The sequence below is a fragment of the Dyella sp. genome (genome assembly GCF_051954575.1).
Taxonomy (GTDB): Bacteria; Pseudomonadota; Gammaproteobacteria; order Xanthomonadales; family Rhodanobacteraceae; genus Dyella_B.
On record NZ_JBQCHP010000134.1, the window covers coordinates 37959 to 61293 of the forward strand.

Genomic DNA, 23335 nt, shown 5'->3' on the forward strand with positions numbered 1-23335 from the left:
ATCAGAGCAACATGGACTCCCGCTTTCGCGGGAATGACGACCGTAAATCGGGAAACGCTCGCGGCACACTTGCATTACACCCTAAAGCAGCGAGCCCGGCTTTGGGCCGGGCTCGCTTTGTTGCGTCAATCAAGCTTGTAGTCGAACGTCAGGAATACCTCGCGACCGTTGTATTCACTACCGGTCTGACCGGTGGTGACGTACTCGAAGCCGCCGGCGTAGTACGGAATCGACGAGACCCTGTCGAAGATATTGTTCACCGTCAGCTTCAGCTTGGTCATATGGTTGATCTGCCAGCTGACCGAGCCGTTCCAGGTGATCCACACTGGCGTGTGGCCCTGGTAGGTGGTGCTTTCCGGAACAGTGACCGGGTTGCCATCGAGTTTCACCTGGCAGACGCCCGTGCTGACCGACTCGGTGCCGTTCTGCACCGTCACCATGCCCGGCTGGATGCCGTTTGGCAGCACCGTACAACCACCGTAGTTCGGCGCGCGCATGCCACCGACACGCACGCCGGAGATCGATGCACTCCAGTCGCCCTTGTGCCAATCGGCAATCCACGTGATCCTGCTCGCCGCGTAATTGTAGCGGGTGTTCTGCAGCAGGTCCGAAGCCAGCACGCGCTGCTTGTACGAGAGGTTGTCGGTGTAGTTGATGTTGGCGCGGAAGTCACCCCAGTCGTCGGTGTGCATCTTGTAGTCCAGCGAGGCGTCGATACCGCTTACATACAATGAAGCCTCGTTGATCGGACCGGACTGCACCGAGACGATCTGGCCGGCCGCATTGCGCTGGACCATCTGAGTCACCATGCTGCAGTACGCCGAACCCGGGGTATGCGCCGTGTACGGCGACAGCGCGTTGCCGTTGGTCTGCAAGCCGGTAAGGCAACCCGCCTCGTCGGCCAGCACGGTGTCGCCACCCAGGTACTGGATTGCGTTGTCCACGCCCATATGCCAGTAGTCGGCGGAGAACGACAGGTTCTGCACGCCCGGAATCTGCCACACGAAACCGTAGGTCCAGGAATGACCGGTCTGCGGCTTCAGGAGGCGGCTGCCGTTGGTGTACAAGGTGTAGTACTGCGAAGCCGGGCGCTGCTGCGAGGTACACCAGCTACTGTTGGAGATACCCGCGTTGACGTCCTTGATGCACTGGTACGGGTCGGCGTAGAAACCGACCGGTGAGGTAGAACCGGTCAGGTAGATAGCCTGCATGTCCGGCGCCTTGAAGTTGGTGCCGTAGCTGCCACGCAGCAACAGACCATCATACGGACGCCATTCCAGGCCCGTGCCCCAGGTGCGTGCGATATCGGCACTGCTCGCATCGTGGTATTTGTCGATGCGGCCGGAGATGGTCCAGGTCACCGAGTCGAGCACCGGTACGCGGAATTCGTTGCCGAACGAGTAGCGCTGACGGGTACCGCCGCCGGTGAGGTAGGCATAGAACGGGTTGACGAAGGTGTTCGGGTCCAGGCCGCGCACATCGGGCGAGAGCTTGTAGCCGTTGTCCGCCGCTTCCAGCACCGCCGCCCAGCCGATCGGTTGGTCATGCACCCACGGCAAGGTGTACAGGTCGCCGTTGACGCGGAACTGCACCTGGTTCAACCAGGACGTAGCGGTGTCTTCGCCATTGACCGAGAACTGGCTGTATTGCTGCGGCGTGATCGGGTTCCACCATTGTTGCCAATTGAAGGCGTAAATCGGAATGGTGTTGCCACCGCTGTCGGTGGTGGTGCCCTGCTGCTTCCCAAGGAAGAAATTGTTGATGCCGTCCTGATTAATGCCCGTGTAGTCCTCGCGCACGATGTACTTCTGGGAGTTGAGGTTCAAATCCCAGTTGAAGCGGCTGTCGAAGAAACTGCCGCGCAGGCCAGTCTGGATGTTCCAGTTCGTCTCGCGATCGTGGGTGTTGCCCGCCGTGCCCATTTCCTGCGCAGTCAGCTGGCGAATGGCCTGTTTGACGACTTGTCCGGTGGTCGAATCGTAGAACTCGCCAGTACCCGTCGCGATCAACTGGGTGTTGGAGATACCCACCGTGTTGTACAAGGCCACCGAGCCGTAGAGCTGTAGACCATTCTTGAAATCGTACTCGCCGGCCACGTAAGCGTTGTTGCTGCGGCTACCGGGCGTCAAAACCCAGTTCTGCCACATCGTGGGCTGCGAACAATAGAAACCGTTATCGGTCACGCCGGTGACCTGGGTGCCATTAGTTGTCGTGGTGTAGGAGTGGCTCAACTGCGAATTGGTGAACTTCCCGCAGGTGCCCGACGGCGGCGTGATGTAGTGGCCCGAAGCGTCCATCGCGGAGAGCGCAATCGAGCCGCGCTGGTCATACTGGTAGCCGAACATGCGGTCAGCCGGACCCCAGGAACCGTAGCCTGCATCGGCCACCGAATCCTGATACGGACGATCCGAACCCCACAGCGCGGTGCGGTTGGATTTTTCCAGGTTGTAGGTGACGTGCCAGTTTTCGCCGGACTTGCCGCCGGTGAAGTTGATATCGCCATAGGCACGGCCACCGCGGGTGGAACCGCCGCCGGTCACCTGCAGATCATCGCCCTGGTAGTTTTTCTTCAGGATGACGTTGATCACGCCCGCGACCGCATCCGAGCCGTAGATCGATGAAGCGCCGGAGGCCAGCACTTCGACATGGTCGATCATGCCCAGAGGAAGATTGTTGTAGTTCTGGAAATTGCTCTGCTTGTTCAGCGGCTGCGGGTAATCGACGACGCGATGACCGTCGATCATCAAGAGGCTGAAGCCAGGTCCCACGCCGCGCAGGTTGACCGAGCGCGCGTTGACCGAGCTGGAACCCCAGGATGCCGGGTCCGAAATCTGCTGGCCTACCTGCGGCAGCGAATCGAGGAATTCATACAGCGTCGTGAAGCCCTGCTCTTTGATCTGCTCGCCGGTGAGGGAAACCACGGGCGTGGGCCCTTCGACCTCCACGCGCGGAATCATCGAACCGGTCACGACGACCGTTTTCAGCTCTTTCGCATTCGGCTGGCTGCCCTGCTGCGAGTTGCTGGAAGACGTGCCCTGCTGCTGATCGCCAGCCGACGCCGTTGACGTCTGCGCGACGGCATACGGCGCAAAAAGCGCCAGCGCCAAGGAACTGGCCAGTACGCCGCGGCGTACGTGAATGGTATTCATAATATCCCCTCCCGGTAAAAAACGATGGTGCTGCCGCCGCGACACCCCTGATTCCTCATCGAGTCGAAGCTGGCATATGTGGGTCTGTTTGTTTATACGTACTTCGGTCGCGCCGAAGCTGATTGGTCAATAACGGCATCGGTTGTGTGGAAGATCTGCACGTTCCTCCGGTCTGGTTTTCAGAACATCGTCTTCCTGTCGATGCGCCAAGAAGATCGCCTGCACACAGGCGTTCCCGTCACTCTTGTAAAGCTTGCGGAGCGTGATTCATCAGCCAGCTCGCCGCGCCGACCACGCCCAGTTGGGCGTGATCGACCACATGCACAGGCACGGTCTGCTGGAACGGACGCATCACGCCCTTGTCCACAAAACGGCTGACGAAACTGCTCCTGGCCATGAAATCGGTCATGCGCGACAGGAAACCGCCGGCTACATAGATACCGCCGCTTGCGCCGTAGAGCATGGCCAGATCGCCGGCGAAGGAGCCGAGCCATCCGCAAAAAAGCTCCAGCGTTTCCGCCGCCTGCGCATTCGTGCCCGCGCACGCCGCGGCGGTGATCGACGCAGGCTCGCGCAGTTCGGCCGATACGCCGTCAAGACCGCAAACCGCCTGGTACACGCGCAGCAGGCCCGGGCCCGACAGCACCGAATCGTAAGGAATATGCGTATCGGGCGGCACCAGCTCGGTGAGCACGGCTTGTTCACGGCCCACGCGGGCAGCCAATTGGATATGCCCGGCCTCGGTGGCAAGCACTTGCGGCGGCGTGCCAGGCAGGCGCACTGCCACACCCAGGCCGGTGCCAGGGCCGACCACGACTACCGGGCCTTCTTCGGCACTCTTGCTGCGGCGAGGATCGTGCAGCGTGATCATGCTTGCCGGATCCAGATAAGCCGTGCCATAGGCCAGCGCTTCGAAATCGTTGAGCACCTTGACTTCGCTCAACGCCAGTCTCTGTTCCAGCGTGGCCGGAACGATCGGCCAGCGCAGATTGTTGTTGACGACTTCGCCTTCGTGCAGGAAACCCGCGCAGGCCAGTGCAAGGCGCTGCGGTTTTACGGAAAACTCATCGCAGAACGCGCGCACGATCGCATCGAAACTTTCGAAGTCTGCGCATTGATAGATGCGATACGCGAGCGTCACCGGAACGCCCTGCCCCGGCCGAAATGCAATCAGCCCGATGCGGGCATGCGTGCCACCGACATCCGCGGCGAGAAAAGCATCGTGCATGGCGGAGGGTTGCGTCACAGGCGTGGACACCGCAGTGGTGTCGCGCTCATCATCGCCGCGAAATGCATCCGCGGCGGAAACATTCCGCGCGTCACCGTACCGCTCGTAGCCGCCGCCGTCACGCACGCTTGGCCCCCGTACCCAAAACCGGTCGAGCTGTGACGATCTTAGTCCTATTTTGGGTCGAACCTTGCATAACCCCTCCGGCACCGTGGCGCCCGCCTGCGCCATTCATATACGAATGTCCATTTCATATGTAGTTCGGTAGGGAGCTTATATGGGGGGTTTAGATCGTGGCAAGTCGCGACGCAACAGATTTTAAAGATTTGGGGAATTTTTTTCTGCCTAGCCTGTCGCCCAGCGTCCTGGAGGCGTGCCGGGGCGGCCACCGGGTGCGCGGCGTGTAACCGTTTCCATGTATAAATGACGCGGATCAGGCCGTCTTTGGCCAGGATGACGGACAGCAGAACTTCGCAGCCGGGTCGCGCCACGGTCAGCACCGCTTCCCGTTGGTCGCCATCAGCCGATCTGGCTGACGCAAACGTGCCGCAGGTCGTCCCACCCGTTCTTTGCTGTGGAGGCGAATTGTAGACCAGGCAGGCGTGGCCGTCGGCAGGATGGCATGCATGTCTGAATTGATGTTGGGCACGTCCAGCCGCTTCAACGGCGGCCATCTGCATCCGCCAGATTGGCGCAAATGCCCCGCACAGCAATGTGGCGCATCCGATCGCCTCTGCTCTTGCGCTGGGCGTCGCGTTTTGCGAAGACGACGCTTCGCCGCGGTCTGCGACTGTGGACGTGATAAGCAACACTTCGCTTTCATGAGCCGTTTCGGCAACGCATGCCTGTTGTCCTGACGCTTCTCTTTTCAGACCCGGGTAGCAACGGCGCATCATCCAATGCGTCGGCGGCGCTGCGGTGGCCATCATGCAAATGCCTCAACGCAAATCGTGATGCAACGCAAGTTCCGGCGCGCACATTTTCACGCGTTGTGCGCATTTGCCATCTCATTCTGTCGTCAAGGCGCAATCACCACTTCATCCCCCAACCGCGGTGGTCTGGAATGACTCTCCGCACGATTCGCTTTTCGCTCACGGACATGTAAACAGCACTGCAGCCGTTCACCGCGACCCCTCTCAACGTCATCTTCGCGCCACCAGGCATGACGTAGCGTCCGGCCATGGTTGCGTTCGCAGCTTGGATGAAGGCGGAACACCGCCGAGGCCTTTCTTCAAGGGCCCTGCAATGGAGTGATGCATATGATAGAAATCATCGGCATTGGCTGCCGTTTTCCTGGCGGCGCCCATTCTCCTGACACGTTCTGGCAGTTCCTCAAAGGGCAGCGCACCGCCATTGGCGAGATGCCGCCTGATCGCTGGCAGGCTGCAAATTTCTTGAGCGAGGCACCTGACGAACCGGGTCGTTCCTGCACGTTCCGTGCTGGCTGGCTGGATCACATCGATCGTTTCGATGCCGCCTATTTTCGCCTGTCGCCTCGCGAAGCGCTGGAGATGGATCCGCAGCAGCGCCTGACGATCGAAGTTGCGCACGAAGCGCTGTTCGACGCCAACATCAATCCACAAGCTTTGGAAGATCGGCGCGTCGGCGTATACGTCGGCGCCGGCATGGCCGAATCGCTGGGCCTGGCGTTTTCCGATCCCGAGCACATGACCGCGCATACCATGTCGGGCAATGCGCTGGCGGTGATCGCCAATCGTCTGTCTTACGTCCTGAATCTCGAAGGGCCCAGCCTGGCCGTCGATACCGCCTGCTCGTCCGCGTTGACGGCACTGTATCTGGCATGCCAAAGCCTCAGCACCGGCGATTGCGATCTCGCGCTGGTCGCCGGAGTCAATGCGATGCTGGGGCCTTCTCCGTTCGTTGGCCTTTCCCATGCGCACATGCTTTCTCCACGCGGCAAGTGCTCGCCGTTCGACGAGCAAGCCGACGGTTTCGTGCGTGGCGAAGGTTGCGGTGTGGTGGTGCTCGGGCGGCACGATCGTCCGTTCCAGGCACTGCGCCGTGTCTATGCCGAGATCGTGGGCTGGAACGCCAACGAGGATGGCAAGACGGCCAGCCTGACGCTGCCTTCAGGCGAACGTCAAGCGGCCGTGATCCGGCGCACGCTGGAGCAGGCCGGCGTGGCTCCCGAACAGGTCGTCTATATCGAGGCTCATGGCACCGGCACCGCAGCGGGCGACCCCATCGAAGCTACAGCCATTGCCACTGCGGTGGTAGGGCAACGCCGTGCGCCGTTGGCGATCGGCTCGGTCAAGGGGCATACCGGGCATCTGGAAACCGGCGCCGGCATCGTGGGCCTTATCAAATCGGCCTTGTGCTTGTATCACCGGCAGTTGGTACCGACGGTCGGCCACCATCATTGGTCGCCGCGCATCGATGCCGAAGCGTTGCGCATACGCGTCCCCACCGCCGTGGAACCGCTACCGGACAGCGAACTGGGTGGCGACCCCGCCATCGGCGTGTGTTCCTACGGCTTTGGCGGCGCCAACGCATTTGCTTTGCTCAAACCTGCGCAGCACATGCCGGGGCAGATCAGTGCGCCGGCATGGTGCCGCGTACTGCCGCTCAGTGCGCCTCGGCGCGAAAGCGTCGCGCAACTGGAAGCAGACTTTGCCGCGATGGCGCCGACCGAGCGCGCCGATGCCGTGCCGTGGGCAGGCGTGGCTTTGCCGAGCTTGCGCCACCGGCGCGTTCGACTGGCCATCGATGGTGACGTGTTCGGTACGGGCGCCGTCGTGATCGACGGCGAGGTCAAAGGCAAGGCGCCGCAATTGATTTTTGCCTACAGCGGGCAAGGCAGCCACCATCCGTCGATGGGTCTGCCGCTGTATCAGCAGTTTGCGGCGTTTCGCCATGCCGTGGACGAAGCCGACCGATTGTATGCAGCCTGCTCCGGCAACTCGCTGGTGGAACGCTATGGCTTCGGTCGCGTCGACTTGGATGCGGACAGTCTTTCAAATGTATTGGTGGCGCTGCCTTGCATCGTGCTCACCCAGATCGGCCTGACCGCGCTGCTGCGCGACGCGAACGTGCTGCCCTCGGCCGTGCTTGGACATTCCACCGGGGAAATGACTGGGGCGTGGGCCTGCGGCGCCATCGACCTGGCCACGCTCATGCGCCTGACCTGGGAACGCGCCAGGGCACAGCACGACATGCCGCCCGGTGCGATGGCTGCATGGTCCGCCGATGAAACTTACACCAGCGCCGTGCTGCACGAGCTGGGCTTGCAAAACCGCATCGTCGTGGCGGCGCGCAACGGTGAGGAAGCCTTGACCTTGTCCGGCGACACGCAAGCCATCGATCAATTGCTGGAATACGCCAGACAGCACCGCGTACGCGGCGCCAAGCTGGGAGTGGCGCGCGCATACCACAGCCCGCACGTCGATGCCGTGCTTCCCGCGCTGCGGGAACGCTTGGGCGAGGTCAGCGCCAACGCCACCGCCACTGCGTTCTGCTCCACGGTGGCTGACGCTACCGGGGTCACGCCTGGCGACAGGCTCGGCAAGGACTATTGGTTGCGCAACATCCGCAACGCCGTCGATTTTGCCGCGGGTGCACGCGCGGCCGCGGCGCACGGCGATCTCTTCGTGGAGATATCGCCCGTACCGGTGCTGTCCAGTTATTTGATGGCGCACCAGCAGGGAGTGTTGTGCGCGCAAGACCGCCGAACCAAGGGCGATATCGCCTTGCTGCAATGCCTGGCCGAATTGTTCGCACGCGGCACGGACGTGCGCTGGGCCGCAGTGCAAGCGCCTACCCGCTTCGTGTCCCTGCCCCGCGTCGCGTGGCAGCACGATGCGCCGCTGCGCAGCGTCACATGGAAAGTGCCCTCACGCGGCACGCCGCCGTCGCCGGCCATAGCCGAAGCATCCCCCCATGCCATCACCCTCGACGCCGATACGCATGGTTTTCTGTCCGACCACAAAGTCGAAGGCAGCGTGGTGATGCCGGGCGCGGGATGGGTGGCGCTTGCACTGGCGCGAGTGACCAAGCCGTTGCGAGAAATCGCATTCCGCCGTTTTTTGCCGCTATGGAGCACGCGCGACAGGATCACCCTGGAATGGACGCACGAAGGCGAACGTTGGGAATGGCAGGCTGACGGCAGCGCCCGATGGTCCTGCAGCCTCGGCGCAACGCCGCAAGCGGGTAACGCCGAAGCGCTCCAAGACATACTGCAACGCTGTTCCACCGCAGATCCGGCGCGCCTGTATGAAGCATGGCGCCGCCACGGTGGTCTCGATTTCGGGCCTTCTTTCCGCAGCCTGGCCGAACTGCGCGTGGGCGATGCGGAGGCCATGGCGCGCGTGCGCGTTCCAGAGACGGTTCCGCGTGGATGGGCAGGCGATGCCGTGCTGCTCGATGGCTGTTTCCAGACCCTTGCCGCACTGCTCGGACTGGACGTGCACGGCTATGTGCCGATGCGCATCGGCGCCCTGGATGGATGGCCGGCCAGCGCGCAAGCGCGCGAGGTGTGGTGCCACGCCTCGCTGACGGATCTGGGCAGGGATTGGGCCGAAGGCGATCTCGTCATCTACGCCCCCGATGGCGCGCAGATCGCACGCGTTACCGCATTGCGCCTGCAGCGGATGAAGTCATCGCGCGCGACCATGCCTCAGGCTTTTACCGTCGTGCATGAACTTCGTGGCCTGCCCGCCGCGGTTCGCGCTTGGGATTGGCGCGATCCGGCCGCCTGCCTGGTGCGCTTGTATGCGGCCGATACAGGCAAACGCAGCCTGCGGATACTCGATCTTTCCATCGGCCGTATCGCGCTGAAGACGCTGCAGGCATTGCCGGACTCAACGCTGCAGGCAGCCTGCATGCCGTATCTGATAAGCGCGGCACCATTGCCAGCGGATGCACCCTCTTGGTGTCACCCGCTGCAGCCGGATGATCCGCCGGAACCGCTCGGCTTCGATCTGGTCATCGGCAGCACCGGACAACGCTGGATGGCACCGCATGGGGTATTGGCGCCGCTGGACGATGTCGTCGCGCTTGCCGACCATGCACCTGCACCGAAACGACTGCTGCGTGCCTGCCTGTTTGGCGCAGGACGGGAAGCATGGCCTGCCGCCACGCTGACCGACGACGTGGAGGCGGCAACGGTGGTTATCGACGGGCGTCAGTCGCTACAGGATGCCAGCGCCTTGCTCGCACGAATCAACCGCATCGAACCGGCACCCACACTGGTGTTCGTGATCGAAGAAGATGAGGGCGCGCCACCTTCCCCGCTTTGGGGGTTTGCCCGTGCTGCGCGCAACGAACTGCCGCAACTGGACATCTGCGCCATCGGCTTGCCTGCGCGCCTTGATGGCAAGGCAGCGGCAGCCTTGCTTGAACTGTGCGAGCAGGGCTTCGGTGCCGACCCCGAACTGCGTTGGGACGGAAACGGCTGGCAAGTGCCTCGCCTGGTGCCGATCGATTCGCTGCCGCCCCCTGTACCAACAGGAGCCTTGCGACTCGAAATCGCGCAACCTGGCCAGCTGGCCAGCCTGCGCTGGCGGAGCGTCCACACCCAGAACGAAAGCCTTCGCGCGGACGAAATCCGTATCGAGGTCCAAGCGGCGGCGCTCAATTTCAAGGACGTGATGGTGGCGCTAGGCATGCTGCCGGGCTACCGGCCGGTGCTCGGCCTTGAAGGCTGCGGCACCATCATCGAAGCCGGTGCCGACGTACCCACGCTTTATCCCGAACTGCAGCCCGGTCGCAAAGTGATGGCGCTCACGTTGACCGCTCAGGACGGCCAGCGTTGCGCGCTGTTCGGCACCACGGCCATCGTGCAGGCGCGCAACGCAGTACTCAAACCCGAAGGCGTGGACGATATGGCAGCCGCAAGCTTTCTGGGCGTCTACACCACCGCCTGGCAAGCTTTGCATCACATCGCCCGTTTGCAGCCCGGCGAAACCGTGCTGATCCACTCGGCGGCCGGTGGCGTCGGGCAGGCGGCGGTGCAGGTGGCGCGCGCGCTTGATGCGCAGATCATCGCCTCGGCGGGCTCCGAACAAAAGCGCAGCTATCTGCAGCAGACGCTCGGCGTAGACCTGGTGTTCGACTCCCGCCGCCCTGCGCAGTTCGTGGAAACGATCCACGCATTCACGCAAGGCCGTGGCGTGGAGGTAGTGCTCAACAGCCTCGCCGGCGACGGTTTGCGCGAAAGCCTGCGCTGCCTCGCACCGGGCGGACGGCATGTGGAAATCGGCAAGCGCGACATTCTGGACGATGCGGCGCTCGGGCTGCTGGCTTTGAAGAACAACATCTCCTTCCATAGCGTGCACATCGATGGTTTGGCCGAAACGCATCCGCAGCGTCTGCGGGCCTTGGTGGAGGAATGCACCGCGCGCCTGGGCTGCGGCAAAGCCGCGGCCTTGCCCGCCACCGTCTTTGCGGCCAGCCAGGCATTCGATGCCTTTCGCCTGATGGCCGCGGGCGATCACATGGGCAAGGTGGTGCTCGCCATGCCTGCGCGTGGCGATGGCGCAGCCCTGGCATTGCAGGCCCAGGCCGAGCCGATTGCGCATGCACTGTTCGGCATGCACGAAACCTTGCTGGTCACCGGCGGTACGGGCGGCATCGGCCTGGCCCTGGCCCGCTTCCTGGCCGAGCGTGGCGCCGGACGCCTTTTGCTGGCCGGCCGGCGCGCGCACATCACACGGCGCGCCGCACTGGCGATCAAAGCCTTGCAGCGCGACTACCCGCGTTGCCACATCGAGCCCATCGCACTGGATCTGCGCGAAGACGGGCCGCTGGAAGAGCTACTGGCGCGCGAACCGAACCTGACCGGCGTGTTCCACCTGGCCACCTCGTTCGGCGCGGAAAAGGCGACCGAGATCGAACCTGGCTCGCTGGAAACCTGGTCTGTGAAAGCGGAAGCCGCGTGGCGGCTGCATCGTTTGACGGCCGCGCACAAGCTGCGTCACTTTGTACTGTTCTCTTCGCTCGGCGGCCTGCACGGCAACACGCAACAGGCAGTTTATGTCGCGGCCAACGCGGCGCTGCACGAGCTGGCGCGACATCGCCGCGCGCAACGCCTGCCCGGTATCGCGATCGATCTGCCGATCACCCTGGGCGCCGGACGGCTGAGCGAAACCCGGTACCTGCTGGAATTGCAGCTCAACACCGGCAAAGGTTTTGCCGCCATCTCGAGCGCCGACCTGGAAGGCTGGCTGGAACGCCTCTTCGCCAATCCGCAGGCCTGTCCGCCCGTGGTGGCGCTGGATGCGCCGCGCTGGCGCGGCTACTGGAACCTGGCCCCGCGGCGCCGCGCGTTCTTCGCCCATCTCGTGCCGCGCGACGCCTTGGCGACACAACCGCCCAAGACGAGCACGACCAGGCAGATGCCACCAGCGACGGACATCGAACAGGCCGCGCGCGAACAGGTGGCTACGCTGCTGGGCGCACGCGCCGACGAAATCGAACTGGATACGCCGCTTGCCGAAATGGGCCTGGATTCGCTCGGCGCGGTGGAATTGCTCTCATGGCTGCAAGACCGCTACGGTGTCGCCATCTCGCAAACGCAACTGCTCACGGGTGCTACCGCTCGCACGCTGGTGGAGGCCGTGTTGGCCGGCGGTGCTGTTGCATCCCCCATGCCGGTCCAATCCGTCGATGCGCGCGAGATCGAACAGGACGTGCGGCAACAAGTGGCCACGCTGCTGGGTGCGAAGGCCGGGGAGATCGAAGCGGATGCGCCGCTCGCCGAACTGGGGCTCGATTCCCTTGGTGCAGTGGAGCTTCTGTCATGGATGCAAAATCGCTATGCGGTGGAAATCTCGCAGACGCACTTATTGACGGGGGCCAGCACCCGAAGCCTGGTCGACGCGATCGCCGCGCAGAAAGGACCTGCGCACGATGCCATCGCACAAGCCCCTGCACTCGTTGAAGCGCCACGGGTAGCGCACGCGCCTGCGCCGCGACCGGACATCACCGTCAACGTCTCCAGCACACCGCAGGCCGTGGCGGCAGCGCTGAACACACCGCCACCGCTCTCGCTCGTATCCGAACCGGATGCAGCCATGGCGGTTCCGCTGCGATCCTTCCAGCCGGCGCGCACGGAAGAACAGGTCGTCCATCTGCCGCCCGCCCTTACGGCTGCCGAACTGGCACCCTTGATCGAAACCTTGCGCAATTGCCGGCAAACGCTGGTGCTGCGCGCGACGCCAGGCAGCGAACACTTCTGCCTGGGCATGGATCTGGGTGAGGCAAGTTTCGGCGATGCAACCATGAGCGAAGGACTCGAGCGATTTGCCGAACTGTCCAATCTGCTGGAAGCGGCGCCCATGCCGATCATCTGCGTGGTGGAAGGCGCCTGTCGCGGCGGCGGCATGCTTTTTCCCAGCCTCGCTTCCATCGTGCTGGCTACCGACGAGGCCACGTTCGGCTTTCCCGAAATACGCCGCGGAGGATTGCCCGGCGTGGTGAGCGTAGCGGCGCAGCGAAGACTTCGCGCGGCCGATTGCCGCCGCCTGATGCTCACCGGCGACGCCATCGATGCGCGTACCGCCAGGCGGTACGGATTGGTGGACGTGATGGGTTCCAAACAGGACATCGAGCAGGAACTCAAACGCCTGCTTATGCGTTTGGCCACCATCGAGCCGACATTGCTGCACGCCTGCCAAACCCGGTGCCCGGCACCCGACATGGCATCGGCCTTGGTGACCATGGGTGCATTGGGTGCGTCGGCGAATGAAGCCACGCACGACGCACAACCACTGGTGCGCGTGCAGCATGATGCAGCCGATGGCGTGGCAGTGATCGAACTCAACGATGCTTTGCATAGCAATGCCATCGATGCACCCATGGCCAGGGATCTACATCGCGCCATGGCGACTGTCCAGCAGCTGCAAGCCGTTCGCGCCGTCATCGTGCAGGGCGACGGCGCGCATTTCTGCGTGGGAGTGAACCCGTATCGGTTTACCGCCACGATGAAAGCCATGCCGGTACTGACGGCCGCGCATCAGGTCTTCGACATCTACCGCGCCTTCACCCGCATGCGCGAGTTGCCGGTGCCGGTCATCTGCGTGGTACACGGCAAGGTCGTGGGCGGCGGACTGGCTGCCATGTTGAACGCCGATTACCGGATCTGCTCGGCCGATGCGAGCTTCAATGTCGGCAACCTGCCGCGCGGCGTGTGTCCAGGCATGCTGATGTCCGAATCGCTGCAACAGTTGGTAGGTCGGCGCTGGGCATCCGAGCTTTACCTGCACGATTACACGCTGACCGCCGAACAGGCGCTGGAGCTGGGCCTGGTCAACGAAGTGCATCCGACCCTGGCCGAGGCGCAGGCAGCCGCCAGGCAGATGGCGCGTCATATCGCGCAGCATCCGGCTGCGGGCGTGCGCGCGACCACCGCCCTCATGCGTCCGCCGGTCGATCTTGCACGCCTGGCGCGAGAAAGCCTGGGCATCGCACGATGCGTGACGCAGGGCGACGCGTTCACCGGCACCTGGCAGGGCGAAGTGCGGCCATGGGTCTCCACGGCTGCAGCGATCACGCCACGGCAAGCAAGCAACACCCCGCTGGCGCCGGCAACTCCGCCGCCCGCTGCAAACCCGCCCGTGGCCGTGCTCCCTGCTTCGCCTGCCGGCGCAGCGCCGGTACGCGCACACAACGCCGGCATCATTGCGATGGAGCTGTACTTCCCCAACCACATGGTGCTGCAAGCCGACATGGAGCGTCATCATGGCTGCCCGGGCAAATACACCGTGGGCCTCGGCCAGGAGGCGGTCACGTTCTGCGGTGACGATGAAGACACCGTGTCGATGGCCTTGACGGTAGTGCAGCGTCTGATGGAGCGCTACGGCATCGACTGGTCGCAGATCGGCCGGCTGGAGGTCGGCACCGAAAGCCAGGTGGATCGCAGCAAGAGCATCAAGTCCTATGTGATGCAGCTATTCGAGGCGCACGGCTGCAGCAACATCGAAGGCGTGGATACGTACAACGCCTGCTACGGCGGTACCTCGGCACTGTTCAACACCATCGCGTGGTGCCAAAGCGAAGCCTGGGACGGACGCTATGGCCTAGTGGTGTGCGTGGACATCGCCGATCTCAACGAACAGCAATCGTATTTGAATGGCGCCGCCGCCGTGGCCATGCTGATCGGGCCGGACGCCGCGCTGGTGATGAAACCCGAGCGCGCCTCCCACATGCTGCATCGCTGGGATTTCTACAAGCCCGTCGGCTGGGCCGACCCGTTCCCGTTGATGCGCGACGGCAAGCACAGCATCGATCTTTATACGGCCTGCCTGGATGCCTGCCAGAGGGGCTTATCGGAGCGCCTCGGTAGCGGTTTGCTGGGCACCCACGACCATTTCGTTTTTCATTGCACCAGCACGTACCTGATCAAGCGCGCCTTCGACCGGGTGATCGAGAACGAAGCCCCCGCGCTGTCGCTGCGGGAAAAACGCGCGATGTTCGAAACGATGGTGCAGCCAAGCACCTATCTGACGCGGCAGATCGGTTCCACCTATACGGCATCGGTCTACGTCAATCTGTATTCCCTGCTGCTGCAATGCCATGACTCGATCGTCGGCAAGCGGATCGGGGTGTATTCCTACGGCTCCGGCTCCAGCGCAAGCTTCTATCGGATGGAGGTGGCGAAGCCGCCGCTGATCGATCGGGACATCGATGCACGACTCAAGGCGCGCCGCCGCTATGAGCCGATACCTTTCATCGCCTTGACCCGACAATATTCATCGGCCTACGGACGCTTCGATTACGTGCCCATGGCGTCGAAGGGCCGGCTCGATGGCGTGTTTTATCTGCTGCGGGTCGACGCATGGGGACAGCGCACGTATGCGCGTCACGGCCAATCGGCAGTCCCGGGAGTGTCCTCTGCCGGAAGCAACGATGTCGCCGCGCTGCCGGAACTCGAAGGCGCTCGCTCATGACGCAGAAGCTGCATGGCGCCGTGATCGAACCACCGCAGACCTCGCTGGCCGAGCGCGTGGCCGACGATCTGACGCTGCTGCCAGGGACCTTGCTGGCACACGGCGCGACGGCAGCGCGTCCACTGGATCGCATTCTGTTGACGGGTGCAACGGGCTTTATCGGCGTGCACCTGGTCGATGCACTGTTACGGTCCACCTCCGCCATGATTCATTGCCTTGTTCGCGCCGAACATGCACAAGCAGGCATGGCGCGGCTGGAGACGGCCATGCGCGGCTACGGCCTGGAAACCCGCGAACTGGCGGCGCGCGTTGCGCTGGAAACCGGCGACCTGACCGCACCGCGTTGCGGCCTGCGCGCGCCTCGCTGGGAGGCCATTGTCGAGGGGATCGATGCGGTACTGCATAACGGCGCCGAGGTGAATTTCGTGGCGCCCTATCACCAATTGTGCGCAGCGAACGTCTCGGCGACGCGCTATCTGCTGCAACTTGCAGCGCAGGCGGCATGTCGCTTCGTCCACATTTCCACCACCATGGCCGTTACGCCAGCCGGAGGCATTCGCCAGCTGGGGCACGAACGGATTTTCGAATACGACCCGCCGCCGCCGGTGGATGCGCTCGGTGGCGGCTACGGCCAGTCAAAATGGGCTGCCGAGCGGCTGGTCGAACTGGCCGCCGCCGCAGGATTACCCGCTTCCATCCTGCGCGTCGGCACGGTGATCGGTGACGTGCGCTCCGGACGCCGTCCGCAATACCAGCTGCAGGCACGCCTGGCGGCGGCATCGATAGCGGCCGGCCTGTTGCCAGCCCTGACCGGATCGGTGGATCTGGTGCCGGTCGAATACGTCAGCGCGGCAACGGTTGCGCTACTGACTCGCGCACCGATTTCAACTGGCGTGTTTCACCTAGCCAATCCACAGCCGCTGACCGCAGCGCAATGGCAGGCCGCCGTGCAGCGATTGGGCCTGCCGCTGCGCATCCTTCCCTTGGACGATTGGCTGGCCGCCATGCGCGAAGCTGCGCGAACCACACCGCAGCATCCATTGGCATCGCTGGTGCGCGGCGCGACGCTGGGCACCGGATTGCAGGAATTGCAGCAAGGCTTTCCCGTCTACGATTGCAGCCGCACCGTAGCGGCGCTCGCCGGTACGGGCATCGTGTGTCCGCCACCGGGCGACACCCTGGTGGCGCGATTGCTGCAGAGCGCGTGAAGTTCGCCGCATGCAAGTGCAGCTTGGAGCATGGTCATGACCACTGGGCAGGCATTGTTTTCCACGATCCCCGCAACATGGCTGGCGGAGCACGAAGCCCGCGGTGCCTCGACCGCGGAAGCATGGGCCTTTTTCGATACGCTTCCGGCCGTGGACGTGCACGAAATGATCGGCCGATGGCGCGGCAGCGGGCTTCCTACCGCCCACCCCATCGATGGCCTGCTGGAAGCTTACGGCTGGTACGGCAAGGCCTTCACCTCCCCGGAGGACGTGCAGCCGCTGCTGTTTTGCCACGGCCAGGGCAACGTGGTTGCTTTCCATCCGCGGCGCATGCCGATCAATCTGATGGTCAGGCATCCGGGGTGGCTTCGTCACAAGGCCGCCTGCCGCGCATTCGCCGCCGCGGCCCCGTTGCTGCGTACACGCCGTCCCATGGCACGCTTGCGCATGATGGAACATCGGGGGGTGACGAGCGCAACCATGATTTATGATCATTGGCCAATACTGGACACCTTCCGCCGGGTGAATCATGACACCCTGCTTGGCGTGATGGATCTTCGGGACATGGCGCAGCCTTTCTTCTTCGTGCTTCGTCGCCATACGGGTTGATTCTCGACCATCACGCCCCCGAATTCCCCTTCTCTCCGCAAGGACCCGGCCAACATGCCTGCAGCCTCTAAAGCCGCTGCGGATCGATCACCACGTGTGCAATGCGCAAGCGCTTCCATGTATACGTCACGTGCAAACGCCCTTCTTTGCCCTGGATGACCGCCGGATAGGAAAACTCCGCAGCAGACGCTTGCTCCAGCACCAACACCTGTTTCCAATGCGCCCCGTCGCTTGATATCGCCACGGCCAGCGTGCCGCGGCCGTCCCACCAGTGCTTGCCGTGCGTGGTCGGGTTGTAGACCAGGCAGGCGCGGCCGTCGGCCAGGATCGTGGCGTCGATGCCGGAGTTGGGATTGGGAACGTCCAGCAGCTTCAGCGCCGACCAGGTATGCCCGCCGTCCGCGGACCAGGTTGAGAACAGGCGATCCTGCTTCGTACGGCCGATCGCCTGCAGCCTGCCATCCGGCCAGTGCAGCAGGCTCGGCTGAATCGCCTCGATGGCATCGGGATTGGGCACCGGCTGGCTGGTTTGCCAAGTGGTGCCGTCATCGGTGGAAAGCTCGAAGTGGATCGTCCAGCGCCCCTGCTCCGCGCTCGACGGGCTGATGATGGTGCCATCGGCCAGTTGCACGGGTTTGTCCTTGATCGGGCCGAGCATGCCGGCCGGCAATGCACGCGCATCCGACCAGTGTTCACCGCTGTCGCCGGATGTCTTGAGCATGCCGCGCCAGTGCTGCGGATCGGGGCCGACCTTGTAGAACAGCATCAGCGGCCCGTGATGCGGCAGAAACAGCACCGGGTTCCAGGTGGGTTCGCGAAGCCCATTCGGGTGCGCGCCGTTCGCTACTTCGACCGGCGTCGTCCAGTGACCGTGCACGTGGCGCGACAGCCAGATGCCCACACCGGGATCGCGTTCCTGCTTGCCGCCGAACCAGGCGGCGACGAGACCTGCCGGCGTCTCCACGATGGTGGAGGCATGGCTTTGCGGCGTAGGCGGCGTGGTGGCGATAAATTCACGCAGGACAATCGGGTCAGTTGCCATGGCCGGCAGCGACGTGGCGGTCAGCAAGGACATTAGCGCCGAGCGCATGAGCGAACGCGTGAATATCATTTGGCCGTCTTTACGTCCGGTTCGTACCAGACCGGCTGCGTGGCGCCACGCACCACCCTACCGTTCGGCGCCTGCAAATCAAACACTACCACCGTGTTGTCGCCCTGTTCCATCCATGGCGCCGGCCAATACAGCGAACGCTGCGGACCGATATTCCAGATGCGCCCAAGATTGTGCCCGTTCACCCAAGCAAAGCCTTTGCCGAACGCGCTCATGTCCAGGAACGTGTCGGCTGGCGACGCCACCTTGACGTGACCTCGATAAAACGCAGGTCCGCTTACCGGCTGCGTGGTCCATCCGCGGATCGCATCCGGTGAGGTCATCGGCAGCGGATAGGTCTGCCAACCGTGCAGTTGCTTGCCATCCAGCATCACCGGATCGACCAGCCCTGCGCGGCCATCCGCGAGATGCGGCCCGTAATTGATGCGTCCGGTGTTCTCCACCAGCACGTCGAGCGTATGCGCGCCGGCATCGAGCGTGATCGGCAGTCCTGCCTGTTTAAGACGCCGATCCACCGTACCGATCGGCTTGCGATCGACGTACACCGTTGCGTAGTCGCGTACCTCACCCAGATAAAGCTGCGCCTTCACCGGGCCGCTCACTTGCGTGCGATAGAGGATGTAGCCGTACGCCTGGCCGAACTGTTCCATCGGCTGCGGCTGCTCTGTGGTCACCGCCTGGGGCAAGTTGTCCCATAGCGATGCCGATTCGGTAAGCGTAAACGCGGGCACCGCCGTAAACGGCGCGGGCGCAGGCAGCGGCGGCGGCTTGATGCCGGTGGCCTTTTCGATCGCGTCGCGGAACATCGCGAATTTCGGCTTCGGCCGACCTGCTTCATCCAACGGCGCGTCGTAGTCGTAGCTGGTGGTCTGCGGCGCGTAGTGATCGTTGGGATTGCCCTGGAAATTGGCGCCGTTCATGAAGCCGAAGGTGGTGCCGCCTTCGAACATGTAGAGGTTGACGGAGTAACCCTGGCTCAGCATCCATGCCAGTTCTTTCGTCTGCACGCCGGCATCGGTATGGGCGTGCGGCTCGCCCCAATGATCGAACCAGCCGGCCCAGTATTCGCCGGCCATGCGCGGTTGATCGGGCCGGAACGCCTCGAGTTTCGCGAACGCGTCTTTCGCTTTGCCGGTGCCGAAATTGACCACCGCCAGCACGCCGGGCAATGCGTCGTTACCCAGCAGGTCTGCGCCATCGGAGGTGAACATCAGATCGGTGCCGAAGCCGGCGCGGATCAGCGCCTGGTGGATCTGCGCCATATACGTGCGATCGTCGCCGTAGGAGCCGTATTCGTTCTCGACCTGCACGGCGATGATCGGCCCGCCATGCGCAGCCATCAGCGGCGCCAGTTCCTTGCCCAACCGCTGGAAGTAGCGTTCCACCGCCTGCAGGTATTTTGGATCTTGCGTACGCACGTGCAGATGTGGGTCGGCGAACAACCAGGCGGGAAAACCGCCCGCTTCCCATTCGGCGCATACATACGGACCGGGGCGAAGGATCACGTCCAGTCCTTGCTCCTGCGCCATGCGTACGAAGGTGGCCACGTCGTTGTCGCCGCTGAAATCGAACTGCCCTGGCTTGAGTTCGACCGCGTTCCAATAAACGTAGGTGGTGATCGTGTTCAAGCCCATTGCGCGGGCTTTCTGCAGGCGGTCTTTCCAGTACGCGCGCGGAATGCGCTGGAAGTCCATCGAGCCGGAAATGACTTGATGGGGCTTGCCGGCGCGAACGAAATGATCGCCCTGGATGGTGATGGGCGTGTTTGCAAAAGTGCACCCGCTCCACATCAACATGCCGAGCATGCATGCAGCGACGGAGCTTTTGATTGTTTGCGATAGACGAGTCATGCAGGCCGCGATGAGGCGTAGGTTGGGTTAGCGCAGCGTAACCCAACGTGTTCGGGCGACATTATTGGGTTGCGCTGCGCTAACCCAACCTGTTATTTCCCGCACACGGGCTACTTCGGCAATGCCATGCGACCGTCGATGGCAAACGTTGCCGTAACACCCTCTGCATCGCCAGGCTGTCCGCCACCGACAAATACGCGATAGTGCCCTGCCTTCACAGCGCGCTCGCCGGCCGCATCAACAACGCTGAGTTGCCGCGGGGTCAGTTCGAAGCTCACGCGACGGCTCTCTTTTTTGGCCAGATGGATGCGTTGAAAACCAACCAGCGCATGCCGCGGCGCCAGCGGATCGTCCGGCACGTCCAGGTAAACCTGCACCACTTCGTCGCCTTCGCGATCGCCCTCGTTGCGCACGACGGCAGTTACGGTGAGTTTCCCACCCGCATCCAGCTTTGTAGCCGACAGCTTCGGTTCTGCGTACGCAAAATGCGTGTAGCTCAGGCCATAGCCGAACGGATAAAGCGGCGTGCCTTCGAAATAACGGTACGTACGGCCTTGCGTGGCATAGCTGACGAACGGCGGCAGATCGCGGGTAGAGCGATAGAACGTCACCGGCAGGCGTCCGCCGGGGTTGTAATCGCCCGCCAGCACCTGCGCGATCGCGCGGCCACCATCTTCGCCCGGATACCACGCCGCCACGATGGCGTCGGCATGCGCCTTGGCCCAGTTGAGCGCGACGGCGCTGCCGGACATCAGCACCACGATCAGCGGCTTGCCGCTGGCCGCAGCGCGCTCGAGCAAAGCTTGTTGCGGTTGCGGCAGGCCGATATCCGTGCGATCGCCGCCGTTGAAGCCGGGCACGTCGATGCTCAGTTCTTCGCCTTCCACATCAGGCGAAAGGCCGACGAACGCCACGATCGCGTCCGCGTTGCTAACGGCGACCTGGGCTTTGGCCAACTGTGCGTCGGCCGGCGCCAGCCATTGCAGGCGCACGCCCTGGTCCTGGCCGCTGTGCACGTATTCCAGGCGGATCGCGTGTGGCCGCGCATCGGTCACGTGCAGCGTGGTCTGCATGTGCGTATTGTCGCCGCTGTCGTCGAGCACCTTGTTGCCGTCGATATACAGGCGCAGCGGATCGTGCTGATTGTTGCAATCGAAGCAGCGGTCCACGTGCACGGCGAGCGTGTAATCGCCCGGCGACGGCGGCAGCCATTCGCCGCTCCAGCGCACCGCGTAGCGATCGGCATGCAAGGCGTCGAGCGGCGTAACGTGATCCCAGTCGAAATCGATCCTGCGGTCCGTGTGCATCACAGCCGGCTTCCCGCTGAAATCAACATTGGCGAAGTATTCGCCGGCCAAGCCAGGCTGACCGTTCGCGCGCAAGGCGGTTTCCGGGATCGGCACCGGCACGCCTTCGGCGATCGGCGCGCCCTGCGCGTAGTGAATGCGCTCGGTGCCCAGGCGCTCGCGCAAGCCTTCCAGCGGCGTGACCGGTGCGCGCGCCGTACCGTGATAGTTGGCTTCCAGGGTTTCCAGCGTGTCGGCATTGGGACCGATGACCGCCACGTTCGCGCCGTTGCGCAATGGCAATGCGCCATGGTCGTTCTTCAACAGCACGATCGATTCCAAGGCCGCCTGCAAGGCGAGCTTGCGATGGGCGGCGCTGTCCACCTGATCCATGCGGATGCTGGCGTAAGGGCTCGCGTCGCCACCCCATTCGCCCAGGCGATAGCGCGCGGCGAACAGGCGCGTAAGTGCGGTATCGAGCACCGCTTCCTTCACATAGCCCTTGTTCACCGCCTCGAGCAGATCGGCATACGCAACACCGCAATCCAGATCGGTGCCAGCCTGGATCGACGCCGCGGACGATTGCGCATTGTCCGGCTTGAAATAATGGAACTTGGTCATGTCGTCGACCGCATCGCAGTCGGAAACGACAAAACCATGGAAGCCCCAGTCGTGACGCAGGTGCGTGGTGAGCAGATCGCTGTTCGCACACACCGGCGTACCGTGCAGCGCGTTATACGCGCACATCACCGAATCGGCGCGGCCTTCGGTGATGGCGGCGCGAAAGGCAGGCAGATAGGTGGCTTCCAGGTCGTGCGGCGATACATCCACATCGAAGCCGTGCCTGCCGGCTTCCGGTCCACTGTGCACGGCCAGATGCTTGGGCGTGGCGATGGCGCGCGGATGCGCCGGATCGTCGCCTTGGATGCCGCGAACGAAATGCACGGCGAGCTGACCAGTGAGATACGGATCTTCGCCGTAGGTCTCCTGTCCCCTGCCCCAGCGTGGATCGCGGAAGATGTTGATATTGGGCGACCAGGTGTCCAGCCCCGTGCCGATATGGCCAAGCTTGCCCGTCTGGCGGCCCAGCGTATGCAGGGCGCGCACTTCTGTGCTGATCACCCCCGCCACATCCTTGATCATCGGCGCATCGAAGCTGGCGGCCAGGCCGATCGGTTCCGGGAAGTTGGTCGTCGGCACGGACCCGAGCGCGCCGTGCAGGGACTCGGTCCACCAGTTATAGGCCGGAATGTTCAGGCGCGGGATCGCGGGCGCAACATTGACGAGCTGGCCGATCTTCTCATCCAGCGTCATCTGCGCGACCAGCGCTTCGGCCTTGGCGTTGGCTGCGTCACGCACGGAATCGGCCTTAGTTGCGTCTTGCGCGGCGGCCTGGGCCGAGGAGTGCGCCGCCGGGGTGAAGATAAGACAGGCCGCAAGGGCCAGCGTCGATGCGCCGCGTTTCAGCATAATGAGAGTCCCTGTAGGTCTTATTGATTTTGCACGCTATTTGATAGCGCTACCAAACGGTAATATAAAAGTCGGACAAGTGGAAGCAGATTTTATCGGTAAACCCAGGAATCGAAAGCGCCGACAATTCCTGTTTCTAATCAGGATCGTAAATCAGCGCTAACGACAGACGCGGACCGAATTCGCAAATTTCACTTGCAGGTGAGGCCCGCCGGCTGTTTAGTCTGACAATAAGGCGGACCAAGCCACGGCTTTAAAAATAACGGATGGCCTTCGCAGCCGTCGCAACAGGGAGACATTCATGAAAACGCAAGTCCTCATCGGCGGCCTAGTGACAGCCGCGCTGGCCCTGATCGCGCCCGCGGTTCAGGCCCAGGTCCAGACCGTCGTGCCGCCCGTGGTTCAGGGCGCCAGGCCCGTGATCGTGCAGAATATCGTCGTCCACTCCAAGGCGCTGGAGGGCAATCTCGAAGGCGAATCGCCCGACCGCAAGGTCATCGTCTATCTGCCGCCCGACTAC

At 63.3% G+C, this 23335-nt stretch carries 8 protein-coding genes and 1 pseudogene; 4 read left to right on the plus strand and 5 right to left on the minus strand.

Annotated features, from left to right (window positions below; genetic code table 11):
• Positions 1-125 precede the first annotated feature (125 nt).
• Together ACTHNE_RS17205 and ACTHNE_RS17210 are read right to left on the minus strand one after the other, a co-directional pair.
• Positions 126-3149 carry a TonB-dependent receptor domain-containing protein gene (locus ACTHNE_RS17205; RefSeq protein WP_440269882.1) on the minus strand — a complete coding sequence of 1008 codons (3024 nt, stop codon included), beginning with the start codon at positions 3147-3149 and terminating at the stop codon, positions 126-128.
• Positions 3150-3387: 238 nt separating this feature from the next.
• The gene (locus ACTHNE_RS17210) at positions 3388-4503 is read right to left on the minus strand and encodes a glucokinase (protein ID WP_440269883.1); all 1116 of its coding nucleotides are present in this window, start codon (positions 4501-4503) and stop codon (positions 3388-3390) included.
• A gap of 1133 nt (positions 4504-5636) precedes the next feature.
• Between ACTHNE_RS17210 and ACTHNE_RS17215 the strand changes: the two genes are divergently transcribed.
• From ACTHNE_RS17215 to ACTHNE_RS17225, 3 genes are read left to right on the plus strand one after another with little or no spacing between them, the layout of a single operon-like run.
• On the plus strand, positions 5637-15281 hold the full coding sequence (locus tag ACTHNE_RS17215; RefSeq protein ID WP_440269884.1) for a hydroxymethylglutaryl-CoA synthase: 9645 nt from the start codon (positions 5637-5639) through the stop codon (positions 15279-15281).
• On the plus strand, positions 15278-16489 hold the full coding sequence (locus ACTHNE_RS17220) for a thioester reductase domain-containing protein (protein WP_440269885.1): 1212 nt from the start codon (positions 15278-15280) through the stop codon (positions 16487-16489). Before ACTHNE_RS17215 ends, ACTHNE_RS17220 begins: the two co-directional genes overlap by 4 nt.
• A gap of 36 nt (positions 16490-16525) precedes the next feature.
• Positions 16526-17098, plus strand: coding sequence for a DUF4334 domain-containing protein (locus ACTHNE_RS17225; RefSeq protein ID WP_440269886.1), 573 nt, complete (start codon positions 16526-16528; stop codon positions 17096-17098).
• Positions 17099-17165: 67 nt separating this feature from the next.
• Here the strand turns inward: ACTHNE_RS17225 and ACTHNE_RS17230 are convergent, their stop codons facing one another.
• The 3 genes from ACTHNE_RS17230 to ACTHNE_RS17240 form a co-directional block, all read right to left on the minus strand.
• Positions 17166-18140, minus strand: coding sequence for a sialidase family protein (locus ACTHNE_RS17230; protein ID WP_440269887.1), 975 nt, complete (start codon positions 18138-18140; stop codon positions 17166-17168).
• Between the two features lie 65 nt (positions 18141-18205).
• Positions 18206-20005, minus strand: a complete 1800-nt coding sequence (locus tag ACTHNE_RS17235) for a beta-galactosidase (RefSeq protein ID WP_440269888.1) — start codon at positions 20003-20005, stop codon at positions 18206-18208.
• Positions 20006-20169: 164 nt separating this feature from the next.
• A complete protein-coding gene (locus ACTHNE_RS17240; protein WP_440269889.1) occupies positions 20170-22815 on the minus strand; it encodes a glycoside hydrolase family 3 C-terminal domain-containing protein in 2646 nt (881 codons plus the stop codon).
• A 301-nt stretch (positions 22816-23116) separates the two neighbouring features.
• On the opposite strand from ACTHNE_RS17240, the pseudogene ACTHNE_RS17245 reads away from it, so the two are divergent.
• Positions 23117-23335, plus strand: a pseudogene (locus tag ACTHNE_RS17245) (hypothetical protein); the annotation flags it as partial.

Excerpts from the sequence above, each read along its gene's own strand:
- ACTHNE_RS17230 (WP_440269887.1), bottom strand. The coding sequence starts at position 18,140 with ATGGCAACTGACCCGATTGTCCTGCGTGAATTTATCGCCACCACGCCG.
- ACTHNE_RS17235 (WP_440269888.1), bottom strand. The coding sequence starts at position 20,005 with ATGTTGATGTGGAGCGGGTGCACTTTTGCAAACACGCCCATCACCATC.
- ACTHNE_RS17205 (WP_440269882.1), bottom strand. The coding sequence starts at position 3,149 with ATGAATACCATTCACGTACGCCGCGGCGTACTGGCCAGTTCCTTGGCG.
- ACTHNE_RS17215 (WP_440269884.1), top strand. The coding sequence starts at position 5,637 with ATGATAGAAATCATCGGCATTGGCTGCCGTTTTCCTGGCGGCGCCCAT.
- ACTHNE_RS17225 (WP_440269886.1), top strand. The coding sequence starts at position 16,526 with ATGACCACTGGGCAGGCATTGTTTTCCACGATCCCCGCAACATGGCTG.
- ACTHNE_RS17240 (WP_440269889.1), bottom strand. The coding sequence starts at position 22,815 with ATGCTGAAACGCGGCGCATCGACGCTGGCCCTTGCGGCCTGTCTTATC.
- ACTHNE_RS17220 (WP_440269885.1), top strand. The coding sequence starts at position 15,278 with ATGACGCAGAAGCTGCATGGCGCCGTGATCGAACCACCGCAGACCTCG.